The sequence below is a fragment of the Limnospira indica PCC 8005 genome (assembly GCF_000973065.1).
GTDB classification, from domain to species: Bacteria; Cyanobacteriota; Cyanobacteriia; order Cyanobacteriales; family Microcoleaceae; genus Limnospira; species Limnospira fusiformis.
Genome location: NZ_FO818640.1, coordinates 2,241,103 through 2,266,987 on the forward strand (window position 1 = coordinate 2,241,103; position 25,885 = coordinate 2,266,987).

A 25,885-nucleotide genomic window follows, 5' to 3' on the forward strand; every position below is an offset into this window, starting at 1 on the left:
AGGCGATCGCTTTTTTTTAAAACTCTGGTGCTAATTCTCCCAGCGACTACACAGACAAGAAGGCAACCAGAGCAGTTATATGGACTTTCAGCAGTGGGACATAATTTAAGGCTGCGATAGTTCTGTGAACGAAAAAAGGGCGACTTGTAGCCGCCCCAAACACCCACGAGAATGTAGTTATTTACCGAGATTCAAACCAGCATTTTCTTGGCTGTATTCTTCCATCTCAATAGGTACAGGCTGCACATTCCAGATTTCATTACAATACTCTCGAATAGTGCGATCGCTAGAAAACTTAGCCATCCGCAGTGCATTCAAAATAGACATCCGAGTCCACTTATCCTGATCACTGTAAGTTTTGGAGACCTGTTTATGGCAGTCCACATAAGCCTGATAATCAGCAAAAAGCATATACTGATCATGGTACATCAGGGAATCAACCAAAGGCTTAAACAGCTCTTTATCACCGTGGGAGAAATAGCCAGCAGCAATGCGATCGATTACCGCTTTCAGGGACGGATTACTGCTATAATAATCCCTGGGATTATAACCTTTCGCCTTAGTATCAGCGACTTCCTGTGCGGTCAAACCAAACAGGAAGAAATTTTCCTCGCCTGCTTCTTCGCGGATTTCAATATTAGCACCATCCAAGGTGCCAATAGTCATCGCGCCATTCATAGCAAACTTCATGTTTCCGGTTCCAGAGGCTTCTTTTCCAGCGGTAGAAACTTGTTCAGACAAATCGGCAGCCGGATAGATACGCTGACCCAAAGAAACATTAAAATTGTTGAGGAAAACAATCTTTAAGCGACCTCTAACATCAGGATCATGGTTAATGACATCAGCCACGGAATTAGTGAGCTTGATAATCAACTTCGCCATAAAATAACCGGGGGCAGCCTTACCACCAAAGATAAAAGTACAGGGTACAATATGCTGGTCAGGATTCTGCTTAATCTGATTATACAGGGCGATAATATGCAGCAAATTCAAATGCTGACGCTTGTACTCATGAATCCGTTTCACCTGTATATCAAACATCGAATGGGGGTCAACTTCGATGCCGTTATGTTCCCAGATATATTGGGCTAACTGTCGCTTATTGTGCAGCTTAATTTCTCGCCACTGCTGACAGAAATCGGGGTCATCAACATATTTTTCCAACTGCTTGAGTTGACTAAGGTCTTTCAACCAACCCTCACCGATTTTCGAGTTGTAAAGTTCAGCGAGTTTAGGATTACACATCAAAATCCAGCGTCGGGGAGTGACACCATTAGTCTTATTAATGAACTTTCCGGGCCACAACTTATAGAAATCCCGGAGAGTGTCTTGTTTAAGGAGTTGGGTATGCAATGCAGCCACGCCATTAACAGCATGACTACCGACGCAAGCCAAATTCGCCATACGGACATACTTTTCGCCGGACTCATCAATCAGAGAAAGACGACTGATCAAATTATCATCACCAGGATACCAGCGTTTAACGTCCTCCAAGAAGCGGCGGTTAATTTCATAGATAATCTCTAGGTGGCGGGGAAGTAGATATTCAAACAAACCCACAGACCATTTTTCCAGAGCTTCTGGCAGTAAGGTATGGTTGGTATAGGAGAAGGTCTTTTGAGTCACCCGCCAAGCGGTATTCCAGTCCATCTCATGTTCATCCATTAACAATCGCATCATTTCAGCGATCGCTACTGCCGGGTGAGTATCATTAAGTTGGATAGCGGCGGTATCATGAAGATTATGCAGGCTAGGATGTCGCAGTAGGTGAGTGCGGATAATATCCTGTAGGGAACAAGAAACAAAGAAAAACTGTTGTTCTAGTCGCAATTGCTTACCTTGGGGGGTGTTATCGTTGGGGTATAACACCTTAGAGATAGTTTCCGATCGCATTTTTTCAGCGACCGCGCCATCATAGTTGCCAGCATTGAAGGCATCAAAATTGAAATCATCAGAAGCCTCAGCCCGCCACAGACGCAGGGGATTAACCGTATTAGTATCATAACCGGGAACGGGAGTATCATAGGGAATCCCTACTACCCGGTTAGCGGGAATCCAACGAACCTTATACTCTCCCTTTTCATTATGGTACATTTCGGTATGGCCCCCCAATTTCACCTCAACGGCTTGGTCAGGGTGGGCAATTTCCCAAGGATTACCAAAGCGCAACCATTTATCAGGGACTTCTGCTTGCCATCCATCGCGGATCGCCTGGGTAAAAATCCCAAATTCGTATCGAATACCATAACCCACAGCGGGAATTTCCAGAGTAGCCAAGGAATCGACGAAGCAAGCGGCTAACCGCCCCAAACCGCCATTACCCAAGCCGGGGTCGGGTTCATGTTCGAGGATTTCATCCAAGTCTAACCCAGACTCTTCGACGGCCTGACGTACCCGATCATAAAGATGGAGGTTAATCAGACTATTACCCATGTGGCGACCCATGAGAAACTCAGCGGAGAGGTAGTAAACTACCTTAACATCTTTCTCCATGTAAGTTTTCATGGTCTTTAGCCAACGACTCAGGAGGCGATCGCGCAAAGTGTAAGCCAAAGCCATATAAAAGTCATCCTGGGTAGCCAGGGACTCATACTTACCCTGAAGATAAAACAGGTTATCTGCAAAAGCCCGTTTGAGAGTTTCCACATTTGTACCTGTGCGATCGTCCTCAATCTGAATTGGACATTGATCGATAGGGATAAGAGGCTGCGTCATAAATTCTCCTTTTCCTGTCTGATACATTTACGCGACATTTTTCCGGTTGTTCCCGGATAATGCGACGATAGCACTATTACCCGTAAAGATAACAGAGGCGGTATCCCGCAAAGCTTTTAGAAAGATTCCAAAAGCACCGTTCCAGTCCCGTGGTAGAGTGAACCCCCACTCCGGACATCGGAACACTTTTGAGCCACCTAGCTGGGAATGGACATGACCACAGTGAGTACAGGTTTTGCTGGTGTATTCTTCGGTCACATCTACAACTCTTGATAAGTATGGCTCAACTCGGCACTAATTGATAGTAATGACCAAAAACCTTCTGGAAACCCCCCAGACCCCCAGAGTTAATCAATCCACATCGGAACCCTTGACCCGGTGGACAGTCCCATCAATCCAACCATCTGGAAACCCTGACAAACTCTTCCCAACTATTATCAATTGCGGATTCCCCGACCCACCGCTATAGTTAGCAGTAGGTCTTAGCAGCGAAATTATGAGTACAATTCCCAAAATCGAATATCTCAAAGTTATAAATTACCGCGCCTTACAAAATCTCGAATTAAAAAGAATTACTCCCCTCACCGTATTTTTAGGTCCCAATGGCAGTGGCAAATCCACAATTTTTGATGTGTTTGCCTTTCTATCTGAATGCTTTACCGAAAGCCTCAGCAAAGCCTGGGATAGACGGGGGAGATTTCGAGAACTCCGCACCCGAGATAGTCAAGGCTGCATTGTGATTGAATTAAAATACCGAGAAACCTCCGACTCACCTTTAATTACCTATCATCTCGCCATCAATGAAGAAAATAATCGCCCTTTTATCGCCGAAGAATGGCTGCATTGGCGACGAGGAGGACAAGGTAAACCCTTCCGTTTTTTGGACTTTAAAAATGGGGAAGGACAAGTCATCAGTGGGGAAATGCCAGACCCACAAGACGAAAGAATCACGGAACAACTTGACTCCCCGGAATTATTAGCGGTTAATACTTTGGGGCAATTTGCCAAACATCCCCGGGTTAGTGCTTTAAGGCGGTTCATCACCGGATGGTATTTATCCTATTTAACCGCCGACAATACCCGCAGCATTCCCGAAGCAGGAACCCAAGAAAGATTATCCACAACGGGGAATAATTTACCCAATGTTATCCAATATTTAAAAGAACAACATCCCCAGCGTTTAGAGGAAATCTTAAAAACTTTATCTTCCCGAATTCCTCGCTTAGAAAAAGTAGAAGCATCAATTATGCCAGATGGTCGTCTGTTATTACAAATAAAAGACGCACCTTTTTCTCATCCAATTCTCGCCAAATTTGCCTCAGACGGAACTTTAAAACTATTGGCATATTTAACTGTATTATATGACCCAAAACCTCCTCAATTAGTCGGCATTGAAGAACCCGAAAATCACTTACACCCGGTTTTATTGCCACAACTGGCTGAAGAATGCCGGACAGCTTCTGCTAATACTCAATTAATGGTAACTACCCATTCTCCATTTTTTGTAAATAGTCTAAAGCCAGAAGAGTTATGGGTACTTTATCGAGATAGCCAGGGTTTTACTCAAGCTAAAAAAACCGCAGATATGCAGGGAGTCAAAGAGTTTATAAATCAAGGTGCCTTGCTTGGTTCTCTCTGGATGGAAGATTTTTTTGACGTGGGAAATCCTCTCATAAATTTGTGATTTTTTTAACTATACTTAATCCCCCAATTCGCCCCGGAGGTTTACATTTTATCCGGCGAGGTTTTGGGATAAATTACTATGATAATATGATAATATATAAATTAGGCGATCGCCTTTAATGAATTCCCGGAATCATCAGAAAATGAGTTGGTCAAATCAACCCCCAAACCCCTCCCCTCAACGATTAGAGATTTTCATTAATCCCGCCAGCGGTAAAGGTAAATCCTTACAGATATTTGAGCAAATAAAACCCATTTTAGCACACCATAACACCGCCTTTAATGTCACCTGCACCCGTCATGCTGGCGACCTCCAAAACCGCGTCAAAAATATGGATTTATCCTCAATTGATGGCTTAGTAGTTGTGGGGGGAGATGGTAGCATTCATGAGGTAATTAACGGCTTAATGAACCGTCAAGACTGGGAAAAAGCCATTAAAACACCTCTGGGAATCATCCCCGCCGGTACCAGTAATGGCTTATGTAAAACCCTGCTACAAGAAGCTGGAGAAACCTATAATCATATCAATGCTACCATTGCCATCACCAGAGGCAATATTCAACCCCTGGATATCTTGGGAGTCCAACAAAGCGAAGGCGAAAGCGATCGCTTTTATTATAGCATTCTCTCCATAGCCTGGGGATTAATTGCTGCCGTCGATATCAAATCGGATAATCTGCGGTTTTTGGGTTCTTTAAAAACCGACATTTATGCACTATGGGAAATCTGGAAACTGCGTCATTATCGAGGCAAATTATCGCTAATTACTGCCGACTGTGAATCTCCCCTTATAATTGAGGATGATTATATACTGTTATGGGCGATGAATGTTCCCTGGGCGGCTTATAATCTTAATCCCGCACCTCACTCTCACCCCACAGATGGAAATATAGATGTTTTATTAGTGCGGCGTGGTATCTCTAAATTCAACTTAATTAAGGCTTTTTTATTGTGCAATAAAGGACAGCATCTAGCCATCCCAGGAATCGAATATTATAAGCTGCGAGGTTTTCACCTAGACCCCCAAGATGGAGAATTTTTAGCCATAGACGGGGAACCTATTTCCTCAGCCCCCATTAAAGTTGAAGTCCTACCCAATTTGGCGCGTGTCTTTCATCCTTAAATACCTAGCCATGCCTGAGTCAGTGTCTGATTATGATTGACTTCTGCCAACTAATGTGATACTTATTGGCTGATAACAAAACATTTATCAACCATCAAAATATGTCAGATACCGTCTACGAAAAGACCTCGGAACTTCCCGAAAATTCCATCGTTTCCCCTCAATCTCCCCTAGACAAAATCCTGCAATTTTTCACGCTCAAAATCGCCAAAGTCTTGATTAATGTGTCTTGGATAACCCCCAACGGCATCACCTGGACTTCTTTATTGATTGGCGGCGGGTTGGCAGGTTTTTTAATCTTAAAACATTACTATCTTTGGGCAGTTGTAGCCATAGTAATTAGTGGGTTACTAGACTGTTTGGATGGAGACCTAGCCCGGAGTAGGGGTATCGCTTCGGATACGGGAAACTTACTGGATAGTGTCTTAGATCGCTATGTGGATTTTTTGATAATATCAGCCCTAATCTTAGATAACCCTAGGGATAACTTAGTCGTGGGATTAATAGCACTTTTGGGAACTACAATGGTTCCCTATATCCGCGCCAAAAGTGAATCATTAGGTCGCAGCAGTATCGCTAGTATTGGTAGCCGGGCTGTGCGAACAGTTTTGATTATTGTAGGATTATTAACCGGGCAAATTTTCCCCCTACTGATAGCTTTGGCGGTAATATCTAATGTGGCGGCTATACATAGATTTGCTCACGCCCTGAACCCAGGGAACGAATAAACCCAACAACTCAATCGGGGTGAGTCTCCCAAATGGGTGGATTGATCAATTCATGGCGATCGCCTTTAGTTGTAGAATGAATCAGGATTTCTGCTCTTCCCCATTAGGGGGGATAATCGCCCTGACTTAGGGTTTCTGGGGGTGTAACTGCATAAACAACCTATCTCGATTGCGATCGGATTTTCGCTTTATACAATAACCAACTACTGAATAGCCCATGGCATCTTCCCGAAAGTACCCACTCACAGCCATTCTGACTGGTATTATAATTAATCTCTCCGCCTGGTTTCCTGGACCAGTGAAAGCCGAAACAATTTTGGGAGTAGTACGTTCCCCATTACCGACAGCAGACTGGAATAGTGTAGAAAGCCGACTACAAAGCAGTCGCATCAACTATCAAACCATTGATATAGATAATCTCAATAGCGCGGAAGCATTACGGGGACTGCGAGTATTATTTCTTCCCAATGTGGAAGTAATGACCACAGACCAAATTCGTATATTAGAACAATGGGTACAACAGGGAGGGCGCTTAATAGCCAGTGGGACAGTGGGGAACCGTTCAACTCCCTTAGCGCGTGAAAGACTAAGAACCCTAATCGGGTCTTATTGGGCTTTTCCCCTGAGTAACCCAGCCACGCCGATTTCTCAAAGCGATCGCTGTCAAGATCAGATTTGTCGTAATATAACAGAGTGGGCCGCCACAGTGAACACCAGTGGAACCGTAGCAGGTGGGGTATTAATTCCCGCCACTCAAGAAAGCTACACCGCCGGAGTTTGGCAGGGTAGCAGCGCTTCCGCCGCCGCTATTGCAACCACCCAGGCTATTTATTTAGGATGGCATTGGGGACGCGGAGAGTCACCAGAAGTAGATACAGCTTGGTTACAGGCTGCTATTAATCGTGACACTGGGGCTAGCAGTCCCCCACAATCCTCTGTAGCCCGCCAAAATCACACCATACAAACCCCCCCTCAGCAGTCAAATACAGCGTCTCAGACAACTATTCAAACCCCCCCTCAGCGGTCAAATACAGGGTCTCAGACAACTATTCAAACCCCCCCACCAGCTAATCGAGTTAGTAACCCCAACCTAGCCTCAGTCAACCCCCGTCCTTCTTTGCTGCAATTATTTACAGACCCCTCGGAACAATCAGCGCCAGCAGGGTTAGAGGTCAAACCGGGTAACGACCCCATTGATAACACTACCGCCATTTTGATGAGGGAAGAATTAGAGAATCTGTTGGGTAGGTTTGAAAATGCTGTTATAGCTTCGGCTTCTGGTAGTACCCCCATTAACTTGCAGATAGCTTCGGCTGAACCGAAAAATCCAGTGACTACAATTGCTAGACACGCCACATCTTCTATACCATCAAGGACACAAAATGCGATCGCCCTAGCCCAACAAGCGATTAAACAGTTTCCCGAATTGGTAGCCGCCCAAAATTGGGTAGCTGCCAGAAGATTATGGTTAGATGCCCGTCAAAAATTGTGGGAAAATTACCCCACCGACGGAGAGCGATCGGGTGCAGAAATTCGGGCAGTTTGGCTAGATCGTGGTACAATCGTCGCGGCCAGAGGAGAAGCCGGACTCGCCCAAATATTTGACCGTTTGGCAGATGCCGGAATTAATACCGTATTTTTTGAAACTGTCAACGCCGGATATACTATCTACCCCTCGCGAGTTGCACCCTCCCAGAATCCTTTGACCGTCGGTTGGGACCCTTTAGCTGCGGCGGTGAAACTAGCAAAAGCTAGGGGTATGGAATTACACGCCTGGGTTTGGGTATTTGCGATCGCTAATCAGCGACACAATGCCCTCTTGCGACAACCTGACAGTTATTTAGGTCCTGTGTTGTCCGCTTACCCGGAATGGGCTAATTTGGATAACCAGGGTCGGACTTGGCATGAAAACGATCGCAAGGCTTACCTAGATCCAGCTAACCGGGAAGTCCGCAGTTATCTATTACGTTTGGTCGGAGAAATAGCCCACAATTATCAGGTTGATGGCATTCATCTCGACTATATCCGCTATCCTTTTCAGGATGCTAACCGAAATTTTAATTTTGGCTATGGTACAGCCTCCAGAACCCAGTTTAGAGATTTAACTGGAGTTGACCCCATTTCTCTGACTCCCCGTGATGGGGCATTATGGCAACAGTGGACACAATTTCGCTCTGATCAGGTGACATCTTTTGTCCGCGATGTCCGACAACTGTTAAGCACTAATTATCCGAATGTCATTCTCTCGGCGGCGGTGTTTCCACACCCGGAAACTGAACGCATTGCCAAAATTCAACAACATTGGGAAGTTTGGGCGCGTCAAGGATATCTTGATTTGCTAGTCCCTATGACTTATTCCCTCGATACTAATCGCCTACAGCGCATTACTCAACCTCTCACCGGACCACAACAGTTAGGGCTTACTTTAATCGCCCCCTCCGTCAAACTTTTGGATATTCCTAATGTGGTGGCGATCGACCAAATTCAAGCCCTCCGAGATTTACCTAGTGGCGGCTATTCCATTTTTGCCGTGGAAACTATTGATAGCAACTTACAGGGATTTTTGCGTCGCACTCAAAATAATGGCGGAAACCAGAGCGCCATTATACCCTACCGTCAGCCTCTCCAGGCTGCCAGCGATCGCTATTTAGCCCTCAAGCGAGAGTGGAGTTTTCTCCTCGCTAATGACCAACTCTGGATCAGGGAATCTCAACTAAACAGCTTTAGAAACCAAGCAGAGGTTTTAGCACAGGCTTTGCAAAATTTGGCTGAGTCCCCCAATCCTCAAGCCTTGAGTCGCGCTCAACGAGAATTAGCTACTTTTCAATCTCAATTTAACGGTTATATGACCCTCCATGCTAGGGAAAAACCCTACCAAGTCCAAAGTTGGCAAAATCGATTGGCTAGTTTAGATATGCTGTTACGATACGGCGCACACAGACTCAACTGATAATAGATGCGATCGCGCGGGGGGTGGGTTCCACCACTAATCACATCTAAGGGCGAGAAGATTTATCAACTCGCCCTCTGACTCTGACCACAGTAGCTATGAATCCTAACCGGACAATTTTCGGTATATTTAATTTAAGCCGATTCGTGCTGGCGTCGCCAAGCCGGATGCCAGAGAACCTCTGCAGTTGACCGTTTTTCCACCATTTCCTTAGTAATCACACAGCGGTTAACATCCTTGCGGGAGGGTAACTCATACATTACCTCTAACATTAGTTCTTCCAAAATCCCGCGCAACGCACGAGCCCCTGTTTTACGTCGGTAGGCTTCTTTAGCGATCGCAATTAAAGCATCAGGTTCAAACTCCAAAGAGACATTATCCATTTTCAGCAGTTGTTTATACTGCTTAACCAAAGCATTATGAGGCTCAGTCAAGATTTTCACCAGCGCCTCCTCATCCAGAGGTGAAATCACAGTCAGGACTGGAACCCGACCGATAAACTCAGGAATCAAGCCAAATTTCACCAAATCTTGAGGTTCCACATTTTGGAGAATTTCCGTCGTGTCCACAGATGTTTTCTGCACCTCTTCTCCTGGCTTAACACCTGGTTGAATAAAGCCCAGGGACTTTTTACCCATCCGTTGTTCAACCAGCTTATCGAGACCCACAAAAGCACCGCCGCAGATAAACAGAATCTTGCTCGTATCAATTTGGATAAAATCTTGATAGGGGTGCTTCCTTCCCCCTTGGGGTGGCACATTAACCACAGTTCCTTCTAAGATTTTCAACAGAGCTTGTTGTACCCCTTCCCCAGAAACATCTCGCGTGATAGAGGTATTTTCACTTTTGCGGGCAATTTTATCAATTTCGTCTATATAGATAATTCCCTGCTGTGCTGCTTCGATATCGAAATCAGCTACCTGTAGCAACCGCAGTAGGATATTTTCTACATCATCTCCCACATAGCCAGCTTCTGTCAGCGTAGTAGCATCAGCCACCGCAAACGGAACATCCAGGAGTTTAGCCAGAGATTCTGCTAGGAGAGTTTTACCACATCCAGTCGGTCCCATTAGTAGAATATTCGATTTCTGTAATTCTACCTGCTCGTCGCTATAGCCTTGTGTTTCGTCAAAGTCCTGATTGCTAATGTTTCCCGCATCTACACTAAGACGCTTGTAGTGGTTGTAGACTGCCACTGATAAAACTTTTTTGGTATTGTTTTGGCCAATGACGTGCTTATCCAGGTACTGTTTGATTTCCACTGGCTTAGGAAGTTCTGTTAGGGGTGTTAGTCTCGGCTGGGAAGGAGATGGTCTAGTTTCTACACCTAGACCCGGTTGTGGTTTATTTCCAGCCCTTTCTGAAAACTCTTCTTCCAGGATTTCATTACAAAGTTCCACACACTCATCGCAGATATAGACCCCAGGGCCTGCGATTAACTTGCGAACTTGTTCCTGAGATTTGCCACAAAAAGAACACCGTAAATGGGAATCATACCTGGACATATTGGTAGGGGTCGAAAGGAAAGTCACCTTTCCCAACTCCCATTCAAAACCGTGCTTGATACTTTCACATCACACGGCTCCTGATGTGGATACCCTATTTTGTCAGTAGGAACAGGGTTACTACCCCCTGCTTTATGACTTCAACTTTAGGAGCTATATACACCACGTAGTCTTTAAACTCGCTCACGGTCGTAAGCACTCTTACATCATCGCAGTCTCTATATCCACACCGTGACTAGTGGGCATATCCCAACCATTACAGTTAGGCATTAGCTTTCAGTCACATCCTTTCCCCTTATGGGCATACGCTTACACTTTTCACTACTCCAGTGAGTAATATTGCTCACTTTCTTATATGGAGAGCCTAACAGGGGTTTCAACGTTCCGTATATATGGGCATTCCATCTTTAGATTTGTCCTATCCACCGGGGTACTTTTAAAGGTCTGTGAAGATGGCTAGTCAAGTCCTCTTCTTTTCCCCTTGTTCTTTTGAACGCAGCGTGTCAACCTATTTCGCTACCTCGATATTACGATGGTTCAAGCCAGACATTCGGTTTCCCTAATCATGGATGGTTGGCAGTGGTCGGATTTTGGGAATGGGTTTTCCCTCACGCCTTCCGTTCCCCGCTTCAATCCCAGATTTGTGATTTCTGAAACTGGGGGTGGCTATCGCCTTTACTCTTTCCCATAATCACCCCAAGTGGGTTGAAATACTCCTCCTAAGTATACTTGGACGGTATTTTGTGATTTCTTAAAATGGGATTGACCTTGAGTTCCTTGCCTTGCTTAGTGCAACAACTCACTAAACGTCGGGACATATATACAGTTAAGGGGTTAGACTGGTTGAAGGTCTAATTTTCCCTCTAGGAGGTTATTTCAGGCATTGCAGCCTTATTTCACTCCTAAACGTCTCGCACTAACCTTATTGTCGATAGTTTCTAGCTTTTCTGGGGGAAAAAAATCTTTAAGTAAATCTAAAGATTCAGTCATTTCGCCCCTGTTGGGTTTTCTAGCCGTGTTTTGCTCTACCTTAAACTTAACATTTAATCATGCTAGGGTGGTAGCTAATACTGTTAAAAGATGTTGCTAACTATTTGACCAGCCAACAACCAAGCTCAACAGGGATGGGTTGACAGGTGGGGTAAATTATGATATATTTCACAACCCCGATCATCTTTCATGATAACAGAGGTCAATTGAAAAAGCAACCCACCCCCGGCTCCCAGGGTCAGATTGATAATTAACGATCGCGTAAAACTTTTAATAGAGTCGTCATGGTGTGAGGTAGGGGTGCGATCGCTTCTATTAATTCCCCTGAAGTGGGATGCTGTAGCGTCAGTTTCCAGGCGTGGAGGGCTTGTCCGGGGAGGTTGACTCCCACGGAACGACCTTTTCCATAGACGCGATCGCCCACGATAGGATGACCCATGCTGGCGCTGTGAACGCGAATTTGGTGGGTGCGACCTGTCTCTAGTTCAAATTCTATCAAAGTGTAGTTTCCCAGGCGTTCCTTGACTTTCCAGTGCGTGATAGCGCTACGTCCGCCTTGGTGTTGGGGTACAATTGCCATTTTTTTGCGATCGCTTGGGTGGCGACCTATAGGCTGGTCAATGACACCGGAGGTAGTTTTCGGGACACCATAGATGATCCCTAAATATTGGCGGCGGGCGGTTTTGGCTTGAATTTGCGCTTGTAGGTGTTGGTGGGCGTGGTCAGTTTTGGCGATCGCGATCGCTCCTGTCGTATCTTTATCTAGGCGATGAACTATACCCGGACGCTGTACGCCGCCAATACCAGCTAAGGTTTCACAATGGGCTAATAGGGCGTTGACTAGCGTATCATTTTCGTGTCCTGGGGCGGGATGAACTACCAAGCCAGCCGGTTTATTTATGATGAGTAGTTCTTCATCTTCATAGAGTATATCTAGGGGGATATTAGTAGCCTTTAATTCTAACGGAATGGCTGGCGGGATTTCCACTTGAATGCGATCGCCAATTTGAACTGTAGCCTTTTTCGACGTACAGGGCGAATTATTTACCCAAACATGACCCGACGAAATTAAGGCTTGCAGACGGGACCTAGATAACTGGTCTACCCTTTCTGATAACCACTTATCCAGGCGTTGATTTTCCCCATCTTTATCTTCGCAAATTAATTCAATAACCATAGATTTTTACAAGGGAGTTTCTGTTTCCACAATAATATCCCATCTTTCTAATGTTGTGCCTAAAATTCGGTCTAATTCAGTTAACGAGTTGAGGTAGTCAATTTTGGCATTTAATTCCGCATTTTGGGCGTTGACTAAATCATCTTGAAACCGGACTAAATCGACTACAGAAGTATTCCCTACACCTAGCCTAATCTTTTCTTCCTCATTATTGAGTTCCTGTCTCCTCAATTCTGTCAACTCTTGAGCCAACTCTAATTTTTGATAATTATCCCGAACATCACGCACAGCATTGGCTACATTAATATCAATTTGTTGTCTTTCTTCTACCAAATCATTTTGGGCTTGTATTAGATTAATACGACGGCGTTCAAACTCTTGTTCTATAGTGCGATCGCCCAATTCTTTACTAAACACAATTCCCGCCCTTAATTCCGTTCTCTCTTCCACCAGATTGGGGGAGGGGTTGTAGCGAAGCCCTGTATCAAAATCAATTTGCCATCTTCGATTATTTTCAGCTATAATTAAAGCAGTTTCTGCCTTTTCAATTTCTAGTTGAGCCTGTAAATAATCTGGTCTATTTACTAAGGCGATTTCTCTAATTTCCTGCAATTCTGGCATTTCTAGTTCATCCAAATCAATTTGGACAGCCACCGGAATAATATCTTGTTCTAAATCCAGAATATTCAATAATGCTAATTGTTGTCTTTTCAGGTTATTTTTAACATCTAAAAGGCTAATTTCATTATTTTTAACTCCGCGTTGGGCGGGAATTAACTCAATAGCAGGAAGACGACCTACATTGATTAAAAATTGAGTATTTTCTACTTGTTGTTGAGAGGAAGCCAAAGACTGCACTTGAATTTTGACCCTTTCCTGGGCTTGGATTAAATTTCGATAAGCTAAAATAACTTGAGTTATTTGGTCAATCAAAGTATTCTTGAGGTTTAAAATATTAATAGCTTCATCAAGGCGAGCAATTTTTATCGACGCTTGATTTACGGCGATTCCACTATCTCTTAAAAGGGGTTGTCGGAAGGATAATTCTAAATTCTGTCTTAATCTATTTTCCGTATTAAGGCCGCTTCCTTGTCTTTCGCCGCGACCTGTCCAGCCCATATTTAACTCGCCACCTGTGGGAATTTTTATCACCATTTGAGCATCTAAAACTAACCCTGATGTCATAGAAATACTTTGTCCCCCCTGTCGAATATCTTGCCATTCAATTGATAAATTGGGGGTAAACTCTGGAGAAAATTTATCCTCCGCTACTTGTAAATCTCGCCGCTGTATAATTCTTTCTAGGTACTGATTTTTAATACTACGATTATTTTCAAGCGTCAAAAATACTACATCTTGTAGGGTTAATTGCACAGCATTATCTTGATTCTCTGGGATAAACTGGGGAATTTCTGGGGAGGGTGTACCTTCATTTGTGGGGGAGTTAATCAGGGGTTGAGATTGGCTAAATTGGGGTGCGATTTCTATGCCATCTAACCAATTATCTAAGCTATTATTGACGCGGTATTCTGCTGATTCGGGGAGGGTTGCGGCAATGGTTGGTCGGGGTTGGGGGTTAGCGATCGCCTTTTGACTCCTAGGATTTTGACTCCTAGGATTTTGACTCCTAGGATTTTGACTCCTAGGATTTTGATTGCTATCTCTTTCTAACGAAGATTCTGGCGAGATAATCTGTAAATTGGGTTCAGTTGGCGAGGGTTCATTTTCTAGTTTGAAGGGAGAGAACCTGGCTATATTCCCGATAATTTGGGGGAGTTTAACCCGAGTTTTTTCTGTCCTATGATTATCTAAATTAATGCTGGGATTGGGTGACGTTTGGGGAAGGTCGGGAGGGTTTAGTAATGGCGTGTTACGGGAGGCGTTAGCTTGGGTAACTGGAGGAGTTTCTAAGCTAACAGCCAGGGTAATACATAAACCTGATGTGGCGATCGCAATTAGTAAAAATCTCAGCCACCAAAAGCGATCGCTCATTGTAGATGGTTCGGGATTTTTATCCATAATTACTGTCCCTTTAATGCTTTCACTGGGTCTAGTTTACTAGCGCGGAGCGCCGGAAAGAACGCCGCCCCTACCCCCACTAATACCGAGGAACTCAGGGCGATTATAGCAGTTTCGTGGTCAAATTCGTATGGTAAGTTAAACTGTTCTGTAACTACTATAGTCGCGCCGTGAACAGTGGCGATCGCTATAGTTCCACCCATGAAACTCAAAACCACCGCCTCTACAATAAACTGTAGCATAACATCGAGTTGTGTAGCTCCAATAGCTCGTCTTAATCCAATTTCTGGGGTACGTTCAATCACAGAAGCAATCGTCACATTAGCAATTCCCACCCCTCCCACAATTAAGGATATTGCACCTACAACTAGCAACGCTTGGGAAACTGATTCCAGGGTTTTCTGTTGTTCTAAAATATCGTTAATATTTTGCCAACCTCGATATTCTTGGGTGGGAATTCGTTGTTGTAAAAGGGCGATCGCTTGCTGTTGTATTTTATCTATTTCTTCTAGGCGTTCTACTCCCACAGTGATATTATGTAAATGACGCGCTCCCGTCGCCGCCGCGTCTAATGGTAGAGGTATCAGCAATAAACCCTGTTGACCAGACCGTGATGATATTTCTCTAGTTTCAGTAACCCCCACGATAATATAAGGTCGATTTTGAATATATACTGATTGGTTAATCGGGTCAATATTTCCAAATAATTCAGTTGCCAAAATTTCATCAACGATAACCACTGGTCGATATTGCTCAAAGTCAGTTGTATTAAAAAAACGACCTTTAATCATGCGCCTACCAGAGGTTATTTGATATTCCAAAGAAACAGCTAATGCCGATTCTGGATTAACACTGCGATCCTGAAATACAACCGCATTTATCCACCAAGCACTTCTTTGACCAGCAATGGCAGTTACACCCGTTAACCTACTCTGCAAAAACTCTAAATCACTAAGTGTCAAACCCTGAAATTCTACTCCCCGTCTCCAAGCCGGAGATAATCTAATTACTGGCGCTTCTCTGGCTGCAATTTGTTGAGCAATTACTGACTCCGAAATATTCCTAACTTGTAGAGTCGCCGTAACTGCTGCCACTCCCATAAATACCCCTACCGCTGACAGAGTAGACCGAAGAGGATTACCCATTAAAGACTGACAACTTAAACCGAATAAATTGAATGTAGATAAACTCATGCTAATCTCCTTTTAAGGCTTGTACTGGTTCAATTTTGCTGGCGCGAATCGCGGGAAATAGGGCTGAACTTACACCAATTATTAGTGATGATGTTAGGGATAATTTAGCGGTATTATAGTCAATTGTATAGGGTAAATTAAATCGTTGACTCACCATAATAGTGACTCCGTGAACTGTGGCTATAGCTAAAATACCAGCCCCTAAACTGATGATAACTACTTCTAGAATAAATTGTAGCATAATCTCAAAACGAGTCGCTCCTATGGCTCGTTTTAAACCGATTTCAGGTGTTCTTTGAATAACTGCAGCAATCGTCACATTAGCGATACCCACCCCACCCACTAATAGGGCGATGATACTGACCACTAATAATGCTTGGGAAATAGATGCTAAAGTTTCTCTTTGTTCTAGAATGTCTGTAATGTTTACCCAATCTCCATATTGTTGAGTGGGTATACGTTTTTGTAAAATAGAAATCGCTTGTGTCTTGATTTGATCAACATTGTCTAAATCTTGAATACCAATCATCAACTCGTCAAGCTGTAAATTTCCGGTAATTGCCATATCTAACGAAAGGGGAATCATTAATAATCCTTGTCTTTGCATCGACGGAAAAATATCTTTGCTTTCAATCACTCCAACAATGGTATAGGGTCGATTTTCAATATAAACTCTTTGATTAATAGGGTCCATATTATCAAATAAATGATTCGCTAATACGTCATCGACAATAGCCACTGATAAATATTGCTCTACATCAGTGGAATTAAAAAAACGTCCCTTGATAATTTTACGCCCGGAAACTTGCTGATATTCTGGGGTAACAGCAATTGTCATGTCAGGATGTCCCGTGCGGTCTTGAAATTGCACAGAATCTATCCACCAAACAAACCTTAATGTCATCACTTTGGTGATACCTTGTAAATTATTATTAAGAAACTCTACATCATCCATAGTAAAAGATTGTACTTTACCACTTTGATGGTCAGATATCCACAGGTATAAAATCGGAGATTCCCGTTCATTCATCTGTTGTTCAATGACCGCTTCCGAAATATTCCTAACTTGCATAGTTGCTGTGACTACAGCGACTCCCATAAATACCCCTACCGCTGACAGAGTAGACCGGAGAGGATTACCCATTAAAGACTGACAACTTAAACCCAATAAATTAAAGATAGATAAACTCATGGAATTATTTGATGATAATGATTAGGTATAATCCTTAATTAACGATGATAAATTTATTGAGGTTCATGGACAATAACTTTACCGGGTTCTAAGCTTTGGTTAAAGGGAGGCGAAATCACTAAATCTCCTGAATTTAAACCCGAAGTAATTTCTACCTCTATTAATCCTTCTAGACCGAGGGTTACAGGCTGCTTTTGAGCCGTATTATTATCGTCTAATACCCATACATAGCGAGAGTCTCTATCTCTTTGGATTAATTCGGTATTCAGCACCACAACATTTTCTCGTTGATTTAAGACAATTTCTACACTAACTGGACTCCCTGGAATTAAACGTCCAGTGGGTCTATCTAATTTAACAGTAGCAAAAACCGACGCTTGTCCTGAACCTGAGTCTTGATTTCCTTCCGACTGTCTGGTGGCGAGATCAACCTGGTCTACTCGTCCTATAAATACTTCAGGATTAGGCCCTATTTCCGTAATCCGGGCTAGTTGATTTTGTCTAACTTGAACAGCGTTAAGGGTTGATAATTGCAGCCTAACGATTTCCTGATTAGGGTCGCCTAATGTGATTAAATCGTGACCGCGATTCAGTCCATCTCCCGCTTTAACATTGATATTAAGTACCACTCCATTAATAGGAGATGTAATCACAAAATTTTGTAATTTCAGTGCTTCCTCTTGATATTCTATTTGTAGGCGTTCTAGTTCACTGAGGCTTTGTCTCAAAGTGGTTTTAGCCTGTCTTAGCCTAATCTCAGACTCTACCACGGGGGAAGTGTTAACTGTAGTAGAAACCGTGATTAATTCCGCTTTAGCTGATGCCAATTCCATTAAGGTAGTATTAAGGTCATGTTTGGCGTTTCTTAACGCGGTGGTTTGCTGACGAACACTTTCTTCTCCCCCTTCAATTTCTTGTTGTGCCACAAATCCTCTTTCCAGTAGTTCTCGGCTGCTGGCTAATTTTTCCTCAGCCGCCGCTAATTCTATCTCGGCTTCTTCCACTTTTTGGCGATTCCGATTCACCTGGGATTCAAGTCTCTGAATTGTTAAATCTTTGACCGCTTTTTTGGAGGTTAATTCTTGCTGATATTGTGCTTGGTCAATTTGTAACTGGCGTTGAGCGGCGGCTAGTTGTTCTTCGGCTTCGGTTACTTCTTGGCGATGGCGTTCTACAGTAATTTCCTGTTTTTGGATTTCTAGCTGTTTTTTCTGTAAAATCGTTTGTTGGTTGGGGTTGCGTAAACTGATAAGTTGTTGACCCTGAGTGACGCGATCGCCTACTTGTACGAAAATATTTTCAACCGCACCATCTTCAGGAGATTTAATGCTACGCTGTCCGCCTAGTTCTAAAATTCCCCCTTCATTAATGCGGTTTTCTACATCTCCGAGTTTTACAGGAATTACCTCGGCAGAAATGGGCGCTGGTGGTCGATTTTGGATGAGATCATAACCCAAAACTCCACCCACTCCGACCACAGCCAAGACAGCGGAACCCACGAGCCATTTGAGACCCCGCTGATAGGCTTGTTTGGCAGGATAATCTACAATAGACACGGTATAAAAGTTGCTATTTCAGCTAACCTATAGTAGTTGGCAATCGCTTTTGAGGTGTTTTCCAGCATCATCGATGTAACCATTAGCTCATCGATAGCCTAATTAAGATATGATAGCAAACTAACACTGTCTGCCCCAAAGAAAACCGGGTTATGTCCCCGACACACTGTAGTATATAGCAGTTAATATAGCCGTTAGGCGTCCTCTCGCGTCAGGTTAACTTGTCCACCAGGAGTAGTCTGAGGGGACTGTGTTATCAGTGGTTAAGGCTCCTACCTGCTTTTTTTGTGATTTTGTTCAACGGGATCAATATGTACAAGAACTTGGACAATGTTCCGCCCATGACCAGCGAAGATATCCCGGAAGCGATTCGAGATACTCCCAACTCCGATCATAGTACCCTTGGTAAGTCTCAGCGATCGCCAAAATTTTGGCAGTGGTTAGCCCTGGGTATAGTGGCCTTTGTAGTGGCTCTCGCCCTTAACTACCAATTTGGGATTTTGGTCGTCGATCGCACCTCTGTTAACCTGTCAGCATCAGAAACAACTGATGCTATGCAACCCCCACCAACAACTAACCCACTACCCACACCATCCGTCATCCCTAACCAAGTTTCCCAACTACCAGTTAACCTTCTGGGACATCTTCCCTATGAGGAAGCCCCCGAGAGTGAACTGAAAAATATTACCGCTGATGGTGTGATCAGGTTACGTCGCGCCGCCGCTTATGCCTTTTTGGACATGACTGATGCAGCCAGAAGAAGCGGAATTATTTTGGTTCCCATATCTGGGTTTCGGGGTTTGGAAGATCAGGAATTTTTGTTTTTTGACATCAAAGCCCAAAGGGGACAAGTCCCCAGTCAACGCGCCCAAGTAAGCGCCCCTCCTGGCTACAGTGAACATCACACCGGCTATGCTATTGATGTGGGCGATGCTAACTTTCCCGATACCGATCTGAGAGAGACTTTTGATCAAACTCCCGCTTTTAAATGGCTAGTCGATAATGCCGCTTTCTATAGTTTTGAGCTATCATTTCCCAAAGATAACCCCCTCGGGGTGAGTTATGAACCGTGGCACTGGCGTTATGTGGGCGATCGCCATAGTTTGGAAACCTTCTATAAAGCGCGGTCTATAGATGTTGCGTCTCCCTCTGACCTAGTGAACGGTGACAATTGATAATAAGTCAGCACCCCCGGCTGAAGCACGGGGGCTTCGTGCCCCCCGCTTTCAGGTAGCTGACCAGCTTAAGCCTTAACTGGCTACGTTCAGAGCAAGAGTTAAAGTTCCTACCCTGGAATGCGTGCTAGTTCCAGGCCCTAGAACCGAATCGTTAAACATCTCTAAGGGGTTAAGGACGTGCGATTTGGATAGTACCGACTCTGAACATTGGCGAAGCAAACATTACCCCGCAAGGGAGTCGGAGCCAACCATAGCTCCATGGAGGGGCAACCATACCCCTCCACCCCGCAAGGGGGTGCTGGCGGCGGTCAGCCGCTTGAGTCGGTTTTCCTCTCCGTGATCAATCACGGAGCTTCCAACCCTCCCAGGAGTTTTACGTGATAAATGCGGGATACTTCTTTAAATCTGATTGCGATTACTATTTTTACCCTGACTTTAACTACCCTGGTAGCGCCTCTGTTTCATATATCCGCCGCCGTCCCAGCCGGAATGGTGTTTGTATTATTGGGATTGGCTACTCTGGATACTTTTAGCCTACAGGGTCAAGGCTCCACTATTTTAGTGGATTGGTTCGCCGGTTCTTCTGGTTCCCGGCGCGATCGCATTGTCCACCACGAAGCTGGTCACTTTTTAATGGCTTATTTATTGGGTGTTCCCGTGGAAGGATATGCGCTGACCGCTTGGGAAGCCTTTAGACAAGGACAAAAAGCCCAAGGAGGAGTCCGCTTTAATGATGTCGAGTTGATGGAACAACTTGACCATGGCGTGATTTCCTCAGAAGCGATCGATAAATACTGTAAGGTTTGGATGGCGGGTATTGCTGCCGAAATTTTGGTTTATGATCAGGCTCTGGGGGGACTTTCCGATCGCCAAAATATTAGGCGCTTATGGACTCAATTAGGGCGCTCACCTCAAGATGCTGAAATTAAGGAACGCTGGGCTATCTTACAGGCTAAAACTTTGCTCAAGCAAAACTGGTCAGCATTAGAAGCCTTGGCGGCTGCTATGGCTGAGGGTGCTTCTGTGGCTGAGTGTTATCAGTTAATTGGCGATCGCAAAGCCAGTTAGTCAAAATATCCTCAAATAGTGATTTCATTGACCAAACGCTGGTTAACAAACGCGATAAATTAGATGTCAAAAGTCAATGGACACCCCTTGCTGTTTTCATAAACAGGTAAGGATAAGGATGTGGAGTGGGACAGGCTGATGACCTTTGAGGATATCTATCGATTTTTTCAAGACCCGCCGCCGATTTATCTCAATCGGGAGTTAGCGGTTTGCTATGTCTTATCGGTCTTTTTGGGTGAGGACTCCTATGGAACTGAGTTGATTAAACGCTTGGAGCAAGAATATAGGATCTATCGTCTCTCAGATACCGTTCTCTATAGCGCTTTGAAGTTTTTGGAACGGGAGGGAACTATTAGCGGATATTGGCAAAAAGTTGACGGTCGAGGAAGACCCCGCCGAATGTACCAAGTTTTACCCGAGTGTCGTCCCCTAGCAGGAGAACTGGCTCAACTTTGGTATGACTACACCAATAGCCGTAAAATAATATAGTGTCCGCTAGTCGTTCCCGAAATTTATGACCATTCCTGTTATTCCATCCACCTTTTTTCTGACCCTGTTATTGGCTGTCGGTCTGTTTTTCTTTATCAAGGCTTCGGTTAAGGAGCGAACTGAGCAGCAAACTATCTGTGTCCCCCAAGACGCGGACACTCTCCTAGAGCAAATTCAGAATTATTTTCACTCGCGAGCCTACCGTGCGATCGCTATTGATCGCCAGGAAAATTCTATCACCTATGAAGGCTTAGTCCGCCCCAGTTGGTTCATGGCCATTTTTCTCACCCTGTTAACCGCTATTGGTAGCCTGTGTTTGGGTTTGGTGTTGTCAATGGCTATCCCCGCTTCTGGCTATGGTTTTCTCGCCCTGGTGCTGTTTTCTCCTCTCGCTGGCTTTTTTTATTGGCAAAAGGCCAAGCGACCAGAGCAGGTGTTCCTACAACTGGAAGCCGTTAGAAGTTCTGAGAGCAGAACCGAGAGTCTGATTCGGGTTACAGCCCATAGAGATGAACTGGCTACCTTAAAACAAGCTCTCGCTTCTAAGCAATCAGAGAACATTTAAGGCTAATAGCAACCCGCTCTAACTTTTGGCATCAATTCCCCTAGCACGACCAGTAATTGGCCGCCTAGCTTCTCCCCCTCTCCCCAAGCCAACGGGGACGCTCCCCAATTCAGGAACGATTAAATCAGAGAGGGTTCTCATACCTAGTCCTCGGCATCTTCCTCCCGTTAACTTCTGGTATAACGGGAGACTCCTGCCGACATTAAGTTAATCCGATGACAAACCAATGTCTGGTTAATCTCCCTGTTCGGAACAGTTTGATCTCCCCAAATATGGCGGAATCCTGACAAAAAAAATGATGTTGTCAGTTACAACATCCACAATTAAACTCTCGCGGTTGTCGTCACCAGGTTATTGTTTTTTTCAGCAATATGCTTTAGGCTGGGGAACAAAAAATGGTTTTCTTCGACATACTGAGCACCAAATAGACCTTTTTCGGCCCAGAAATAGCGATCGGTCGTGTGTTCGTTTCTTTTGACCAGTAGCAAAGCCGGAGGAATTATGCCCTCAGAGTGAATATACTTGCGGGCGGCGGTTACCGGTTTATCTTCGCCACTGGAAATGCTATATTGAGGCACGCACTCAAGAATGCGCCGTCCTTCTTGTCTGCGACGGCTCTTGCGCTTACGTCTTCTAGCCAATTTCTTTACCTCCTCTTTGAGCAGATGGGTGTAAATCTAGCTACCAAATACGAGTGAATTATATATCTTCTGGCCAGAAATTTCAATAGATTTTAATACATTGATACAAATAAAAAATAATCGCCCAGTTTTGGGAACTCAAGGGATTATCCCTAGATGGTTTGACCCCCAAGGTGAGTTGATTAGGGTCCCATTCCTCAAAAGGCAAAAGTGGACAGCCATGGCCTGTGAAATCCAGACTACTATATAATCGGGATAGCGCCGTTGAGATCAAGTTTGATGGTTTCTGGGTCGAGTTAGTTTACCATACCACGGGGCAAATTAGTTATCCCCTGGTAGGGAGGGATCTCGTTGTGAGGGCTAAAGGGTATCAAATTAATTGTTAATAAACCTTGCTCATGGCTACCAGTTCGGAATTTATCACCCTTTGTCAAGCTCAAGTTTCCCTAATCACGGGTTGGGGAGCCTCTTTAAGTGTGGTATATCTGGCGGAAGATTGGGCGGCGGGTCAGCCAGGAAAACTGATCCCGATCGCTGCTTATCCAGAAATACCTCGGTCATGGTCTGATGATCAAGTTCTGCTCCAACTACCCCAGTGGGATTTTACCTGGTCTGTGAAACCTAGTCTCCTCCCCAGGTTAGCTCCCCCATCAGAAACTATTGCGAGGACAGAGACAGAAGAAGTGGAATCATTCGGGGACCCACCCCCAGAGTCGGACTGGCAAAATGTTGATTCTCCTCAAAAACAAGTCCTCCCACTAATTCACGATCGCATGGTGATGGGTTTTTTGGTGACAGGTCGCGATGACCGACCCTGGAATTCCCAGGAACAGCGACAACTGAGAGCGATCGCTCATACTCTTACTACTGCGTGTATTTTGGATCGACGTTCTCAATGGCTACAACAGGAAGTTAGACAACAATATCAGCTACAAAGCCAAGAATACCAAACTCTACAGGGGTTATTGCATCAGCTAAAAAGTCCCCTGACTGCTTTGCGGACCTTTGGGAAACTTTTGCTAAAGCGCCTCAGTCCCGATGACCGTAACTATAAACTCGCTGATAATATCCTCAGCCAAAGCGATCGCATTGAGGAACTACTCCAACAGGTCGATCGCACTGCGGAAAGAGGAGAAAATCTCCTCAGTCTCCCCTTTTCCTCCATTGGAGATAGCCAAACAGCTACAGTAGAATATGTAAACACTAGCCGCGAACCTCCGACACCAGTGGCTAAGTCCCCGGTTTTGCTACCTGCTACTGATATTATTGAACCGATTAAGGTTCAGGAGATTATTAACCCCCTATGGACGGCCACTTGTGCGATCGCCGATGAACGACAACTTATATGTATTGCGGAAATTCCCCCAAAAGTCCCTACAGTGAGAGGAAATGCTAAGGCGCTGCGGGAGGTGATTAGCAATCTTTTGGATAATGCACTTAAATATACTCCCCCCGGCGGCGAGATTTATCTGAAAGTGGCCCAGAATTATGCGATCGACCATTGGCCGGCTCCCGGTGTGGCTATTGCTATCAGTGACACCGGACCGGGAATTCCACCAGGCGATCGCGATCGTCTATTTGAAAGAGGATATCGGGGTATTCAGGCTCAAGGGAATATCCCTGGTACTGGCCTGGGTTTGGCGATCGTCCAAGATTTACTCAAGCCAATGCAAGGGGAAATAATGGTCTATTCTCCCTGTCTTCCTGAATGGCTACCCCAGGGAGTCACTCCCAAAACTGAAGCCGGAACAACTTTTATGATCGGCTTACCCGTCACTTCCGGTCGCGCTCCTGTTTCATAGCCTCACATAATATCGTATAATTTTTGAGCGCAGTTACCACCTGAAACATCAACCCCACTGCTCGAAAAATACTAGGGACATCTATAGTATGAATGAATTGGTTAAACGAGAGGATATTCTCGCTAGAGCCGAAGATAGAAGAAATTTATGTAGAATTATGTCTTGGGCGCATCTTTATGTGTCAATTCGTTGGTCTCACACTAATTTATATATCGGTATTCCCAGCACCGTTTTAGCCGCCGCTGCTAGTGTACAAGCGATCGCAGATTTGCAAGCCGAAAATGGCGCAAGCTATGGATTATATATTATCTTGTCAGTTATGGTTGCTAGTTTGGCTCCTTTATTGACTTTTCTTAATCCTATGGATAGGGCGAATAACCACTTAGCCGCTTCTCGTGTCTATGAACAAATGGGAGATGCCTATGATAAATTCTTGCTCTATTGTCGCGTTAATCCCCAGGATCTGATCCTTGAACTGGAAAAATTAGTATCCTTAAATGAGCAGTATAATGAACTTAAAAAACCTCTGCCAATTACCCCAGAATGGGCTTATCAAAAATCTGTAAAACAGTCTAAAGAGAAAAATTTAGTAGCCACTTTGGCTGAGAATTATGATGGAAAAGTCAAGGTAAAATAAGCCGGAAAACTCACCCATGACACCCGATTTACAGGGATTGGAAATTAGCCGAGGAGAACTGAAACACCTCAGCGGACTAGGTATCAACCGAGTCTATCGACCTGCTACTGTCAAAAAGTTGTTGCAGGAGGGATTAAAAACTTTGCTGGCTATGGGTTTAGTCTTACTCAGTTATGGGATACTAATTGGGATTTTTCCAGCCTCTCAAACGGTTTTGGTAGTCATTCATGCGATCGCCTGTTTCGGCTTAATTGTTGATGAGACCCTCAAAATTATCACGACTTGGCGACATAAATCTTTAATAGCTATTTGGATGCAAGTTGAGCGATATAATAGAATTATTCATGCGATCGCTTTTTGTGATCAACTGGAAAATGCCGGAAATTCTACCGCTAAAGTCCCTGACCGTTCCCAAATTCTTAGCGCCTTGAAAATGATTAGGAAAGAATTAGTTAGAACCCTCAATACAGAGGTCATGATTCGCCGGAATCGTTGCTTAATTAAAGAATCCTCCCATCTGTTTCCCTGTGATGTTTCTAATTTGACTATACCTCAATGGCAAGATTATACTACCCCGGAGCATAAAATTTTAGCAGAAGCCTGGGATATTGCGATCGCTGTGGAAGCTATAGTGATCAAATCTGTGAAGCTACGGGACAAGTATCTTTAACAT

At 44.4% G+C, this 25,885-nt stretch carries 20 protein-coding genes and 1 pseudogene; 11 read left to right on the forward strand and 10 right to left on the reverse strand.

Annotation, left to right across the window (positions count from 1 at the left end; genetic code table 11):
- Positions 1-177 precede the first annotated feature (177 nt).
- Together XZ46_RS09815 and XZ46_RS28950 are read right to left on the reverse strand one after the other, a co-directional pair.
- Positions 178-2,715, reverse strand: a complete 2,538-nt coding sequence (locus XZ46_RS09815) for a glycogen/starch/alpha-glucan phosphorylase (RefSeq protein ID WP_006669298.1) — start codon at positions 2,713-2,715, stop codon at positions 178-180.
- Positions 2,716-2,742: 27 nt separating this feature from the next.
- Positions 2,743-2,982: pseudogene (locus XZ46_RS28950) on the reverse strand (zinc ribbon domain-containing protein); the annotation flags it as partial.
- Between the two features lie 229 nt (positions 2,983-3,211).
- Between XZ46_RS28950 and XZ46_RS09820 the strand changes: the two are divergent.
- From XZ46_RS09820 to XZ46_RS09835, 4 genes are all read left to right on the forward strand, one after another.
- Positions 3,212-4,399: an AAA family ATPase gene (locus tag XZ46_RS09820; protein ID WP_006626186.1), complete on the forward strand. Its 1,188-nt coding sequence runs from the start codon at positions 3,212-3,214 to the stop codon at positions 4,397-4,399.
- Positions 4,400-4,517: 118 nt separating this feature from the next.
- Entirely contained in the window at positions 4,518-5,522 is a 1,005-nt protein-coding gene (locus tag XZ46_RS09825; protein ID WP_008050126.1) for a diacylglycerol kinase family protein, read from the forward strand.
- 65 nt (positions 5,523-5,587) lie between these two features.
- Positions 5,588-6,250 (forward strand): CDP-alcohol phosphatidyltransferase family protein, encoded by a 663-nt coding sequence (locus tag XZ46_RS09830; protein WP_228116527.1) that lies wholly within the window; start codon positions 5,588-5,590, stop codon positions 6,248-6,250.
- Between the two features lie 217 nt (positions 6,251-6,467).
- Complete coding sequence (locus XZ46_RS09835) at positions 6,468-9,200, forward strand: family 10 glycosylhydrolase (RefSeq protein ID WP_008050129.1); 2,733 nt, start codon at positions 6,468-6,470, stop codon at positions 9,198-9,200.
- Between the two features lie 134 nt (positions 9,201-9,334).
- Here XZ46_RS09835 and clpX read toward each other — a convergent pair whose 3' ends face one another.
- From clpX to XZ46_RS09865, 6 genes are all read right to left on the reverse strand, one after another.
- Positions 9,335-10,705 (reverse strand): ATP-dependent protease ATP-binding subunit ClpX, encoded by a 1,371-nt coding sequence (gene clpX, locus XZ46_RS09840; protein ID WP_006669296.1) that lies wholly within the window; start codon positions 10,703-10,705, stop codon positions 9,335-9,337.
- Positions 10,706-11,945: 1,240 nt separating this feature from the next.
- The gene (locus XZ46_RS09845; RefSeq protein WP_008050140.1) at positions 11,946-12,872 is read right to left on the reverse strand and encodes an RluA family pseudouridine synthase; all 927 of its coding nucleotides are present in this window, start codon (positions 12,870-12,872) and stop codon (positions 11,946-11,948) included.
- Between the two features lie 6 nt (positions 12,873-12,878).
- Positions 12,879-14,891, reverse strand: coding sequence for a TolC family protein (locus tag XZ46_RS09850; protein ID WP_008050147.1), 2,013 nt, complete (start codon positions 14,889-14,891; stop codon positions 12,879-12,881).
- 2 nt (positions 14,892-14,893) lie between these two features.
- Positions 14,894-16,084: an ABC transporter permease gene (locus tag XZ46_RS09855; RefSeq protein ID WP_008050149.1), complete on the reverse strand. Its 1,191-nt coding sequence runs from the start codon at positions 16,082-16,084 to the stop codon at positions 14,894-14,896.
- 1 nt (position 16,085) lies between these two features.
- Positions 16,086-17,276, reverse strand: coding sequence for an ABC transporter permease (locus XZ46_RS09860; protein ID WP_008050150.1), 1,191 nt, complete (start codon positions 17,274-17,276; stop codon positions 16,086-16,088).
- 53 nt (positions 17,277-17,329) lie between these two features.
- Positions 17,330-18,832: an efflux RND transporter periplasmic adaptor subunit gene (locus XZ46_RS09865; RefSeq protein WP_008050152.1), complete on the reverse strand. Its 1,503-nt coding sequence runs from the start codon at positions 18,830-18,832 to the stop codon at positions 17,330-17,332.
- A 341-nt stretch (positions 18,833-19,173) separates the two neighbouring features.
- Here XZ46_RS09865 and XZ46_RS09870 point away from each other — a divergent pair, with 341 nt between their 5' ends.
- The 4 genes from XZ46_RS09870 (at position 19,174) to XZ46_RS09885 (ending at position 22,132) form a co-directional block, all read left to right on the forward strand.
- A complete protein-coding gene (locus XZ46_RS09870; RefSeq protein WP_008050154.1) occupies positions 19,174-20,007 on the forward strand; it encodes a M15 family metallopeptidase in 834 nt (277 codons plus the stop codon).
- 387 nt (positions 20,008-20,394) lie between these two features.
- Positions 20,395-21,078: a hypothetical protein gene (locus tag XZ46_RS09875; protein ID WP_006626173.1), complete on the forward strand. Its 684-nt coding sequence runs from the start codon at positions 20,395-20,397 to the stop codon at positions 21,076-21,078.
- A gap of 138 nt (positions 21,079-21,216) precedes the next feature.
- Positions 21,217-21,567, forward strand: coding sequence for a PadR family transcriptional regulator (locus XZ46_RS09880; RefSeq protein WP_006626172.1), 351 nt, complete (start codon positions 21,217-21,219; stop codon positions 21,565-21,567).
- Positions 21,568-21,592: 25 nt separating this feature from the next.
- Entirely contained in the window at positions 21,593-22,132 is a 540-nt protein-coding gene (locus XZ46_RS09885) for a cofactor assembly of complex C subunit B (RefSeq protein WP_006626171.1), read from the forward strand.
- 18 nt (positions 22,133-22,150) lie between these two features.
- Here the strand turns inward: XZ46_RS09885 and XZ46_RS37500 are convergent, their stop codons facing one another.
- On the reverse strand, positions 22,151-22,273 hold the full coding sequence (locus XZ46_RS37500; protein ID WP_006626170.1) for a hypothetical protein: 123 nt from the start codon (positions 22,271-22,273) through the stop codon (positions 22,151-22,153).
- A gap of 182 nt (positions 22,274-22,455) precedes the next feature.
- Positions 22,456-22,773: a DUF3155 domain-containing protein gene (locus XZ46_RS09890; protein ID WP_006669290.1), complete on the reverse strand. Its 318-nt coding sequence runs from the start codon at positions 22,771-22,773 to the stop codon at positions 22,456-22,458.
- A 398-nt stretch (positions 22,774-23,171) separates the two neighbouring features.
- Between XZ46_RS09890 and XZ46_RS09895 the strand changes: the two genes are divergently transcribed.
- The 3 genes from XZ46_RS09895 (at position 23,172) to XZ46_RS09905 (ending at position 25,882) form a co-directional block, all read left to right on the forward strand.
- Positions 23,172-24,575: a sensor histidine kinase gene (locus tag XZ46_RS09895; RefSeq protein ID WP_008050175.1), complete on the forward strand. Its 1,404-nt coding sequence runs from the start codon at positions 23,172-23,174 to the stop codon at positions 24,573-24,575.
- Positions 24,576-24,663: 88 nt separating this feature from the next.
- Positions 24,664-25,212: an SLATT domain-containing protein gene (locus tag XZ46_RS09900; RefSeq protein WP_008050176.1), complete on the forward strand. Its 549-nt coding sequence runs from the start codon at positions 24,664-24,666 to the stop codon at positions 25,210-25,212.
- A 16-nt stretch (positions 25,213-25,228) separates the two neighbouring features.
- Positions 25,229-25,882, forward strand: a complete 654-nt coding sequence (locus XZ46_RS09905; protein ID WP_008050177.1) for a hypothetical protein — start codon at positions 25,229-25,231, stop codon at positions 25,880-25,882.
- The last annotated feature ends 3 nt before the right edge of the window (positions 25,883-25,885 follow it).

Bases quoted from the DNA above. Each gene is read 5' to 3' on its own strand.
- XZ46_RS37500 (WP_006626170.1), bottom strand. From the start codon at position 22,273: ATGAGAACCCTCTCTGATTTAATCGTTCCTGAATTGGGGAGCGTCCCC.
- XZ46_RS09870 (WP_008050154.1), top strand. From the start codon at position 19,174: ATGACCAGCGAAGATATCCCGGAAGCGATTCGAGATACTCCCAACTCC.
- XZ46_RS09880 (WP_006626172.1), top strand. From the start codon at position 21,217: ATGACCTTTGAGGATATCTATCGATTTTTTCAAGACCCGCCGCCGATT.
- XZ46_RS09815 (WP_006669298.1), bottom strand. From the start codon at position 2,715: ATGACGCAGCCTCTTATCCCTATCGATCAATGTCCAATTCAGATTGAG.
- XZ46_RS09835 (WP_008050129.1), top strand. From the start codon at position 6,468: ATGGCATCTTCCCGAAAGTACCCACTCACAGCCATTCTGACTGGTATT.
- XZ46_RS09850 (WP_008050147.1), bottom strand. From the start codon at position 14,891: ATGGATAAAAATCCCGAACCATCTACAATGAGCGATCGCTTTTGGTGG.
- XZ46_RS09885 (WP_006626171.1), top strand. From the start codon at position 21,593: ATGACCATTCCTGTTATTCCATCCACCTTTTTTCTGACCCTGTTATTG.
- XZ46_RS09825 (WP_008050126.1), top strand. From the start codon at position 4,518: ATGAATTCCCGGAATCATCAGAAAATGAGTTGGTCAAATCAACCCCCA.
- XZ46_RS09820 (WP_006626186.1), top strand. From the start codon at position 3,212: ATGAGTACAATTCCCAAAATCGAATATCTCAAAGTTATAAATTACCGC.
- clpX (WP_006669296.1), bottom strand. From the start codon at position 10,705: ATGTCCAGGTATGATTCCCATTTACGGTGTTCTTTTTGTGGCAAATCT.
- XZ46_RS09845 (WP_008050140.1), bottom strand. From the start codon at position 12,872: ATGGTTATTGAATTAATTTGCGAAGATAAAGATGGGGAAAATCAACGC.
- XZ46_RS09900 (WP_008050176.1), top strand. From the start codon at position 24,664: ATGAATGAATTGGTTAAACGAGAGGATATTCTCGCTAGAGCCGAAGAT.
- XZ46_RS09855 (WP_008050149.1), bottom strand. From the start codon at position 16,084: ATGAGTTTATCTACATTCAATTTATTCGGTTTAAGTTGTCAGTCTTTA.
- XZ46_RS09875 (WP_006626173.1), top strand. From the start codon at position 20,395: ATGCGGGATACTTCTTTAAATCTGATTGCGATTACTATTTTTACCCTG.
- XZ46_RS09860 (WP_008050150.1), bottom strand. From the start codon at position 17,276: ATGAGTTTATCTATCTTTAATTTATTGGGTTTAAGTTGTCAGTCTTTA.
- XZ46_RS09895 (WP_008050175.1), top strand. From the start codon at position 23,172: ATGGCTACCAGTTCGGAATTTATCACCCTTTGTCAAGCTCAAGTTTCC.
- XZ46_RS09905 (WP_008050177.1), top strand. From the start codon at position 25,229: ATGACACCCGATTTACAGGGATTGGAAATTAGCCGAGGAGAACTGAAA.